This window comes from Agrobacterium sp. ST15.13.013 (genome assembly GCF_027956525.1).
In the GTDB taxonomy this organism is placed as follows: Bacteria; Pseudomonadota; Alphaproteobacteria; order Rhizobiales; family Rhizobiaceae; genus Agrobacterium; species Agrobacterium salinitolerans.
The window spans coordinates 1-829 of record NZ_JAQKGP010000080.1 but is presented as its reverse complement, the minus strand read 5'-3'; the positions used below and the strand labels follow the sequence as shown (position 1 = coordinate 829).

The window sequence follows — 829 nt, the reverse complement described above, 5'->3', positions numbered from 1 at the left end:
CGAGCCGAAGGAGCTTCATGATATCCGGACCGGCACCTTCGCGGTCGGGACAAACAACCAATACTTCACGAACCTCGACTTCGTGAACGGCATGCTGCGCGACCAGTCGATGTACACGTGGTATCCGTTGCTGCTGACGTTCCAGGATGAGCGATTTACCCTCGAGCAGTGCTGCGCACTCGTGCACCGCTTTGACTACGCATACAGCAACTATCTGCGCTACAGCGGCTTGCAGGAAATGGGCGCTTTTGCCGAAGCGATCACCAAATATCTTCCGACGGCTGGTAGCCGCGACGAGGCGGTTGAGGCCGTCAAGGCGTTCCTGGGTTACCTCAACCGTTTGGCCGCCTGGTCATTCCATTACTTCCCTTGGAGCATCGGAAAACATCTCACTTACGAGACCCCGGAAGGTTCCATCGCGGCCCTGGCCGATCCCTCTCGGCGTGTTCAGATCCGCGACGGTCAAAAGGTACGGCTTACCTGGGAGCCGCTGGGCATCAGCGTCATTGCCTATCTCGCGACGAAGGAAAACCCCGAACTCTGCAACGACCTTATTCAAGCTCTGCCCTTCACGGTTGTTCAGGACCATGCCGTTGTCAGCGGTGAATCCATGTACGCGTGGGCGCCTGTCGTGAGCACCGCAAAGGTTAACGTCAAGGAACGGCAGTGCGATGCTCCGGTCGGCCGTATCCGCTATTCCCAGGGCACCGGCAACAAGGTCATCGTCCAGTATGGTGAAGTCACCGAAGATATTGCGACACCGGTTCTCGGTGAGATCCTGCCGGAGTATGCCGACGATATCTATAAGGTTGGTCGCGCTGTTCTGGAA

General features: G+C 57.4%; 1 protein-coding gene. It reads left to right on the top strand.

The window, feature by feature from the left end; all coding sequences use genetic code 11:
• Positions 1-829 (top strand): hypothetical protein (locus PL597_RS25940; protein WP_142843699.1); only part of this gene is annotated, 829 nt, incomplete at both ends.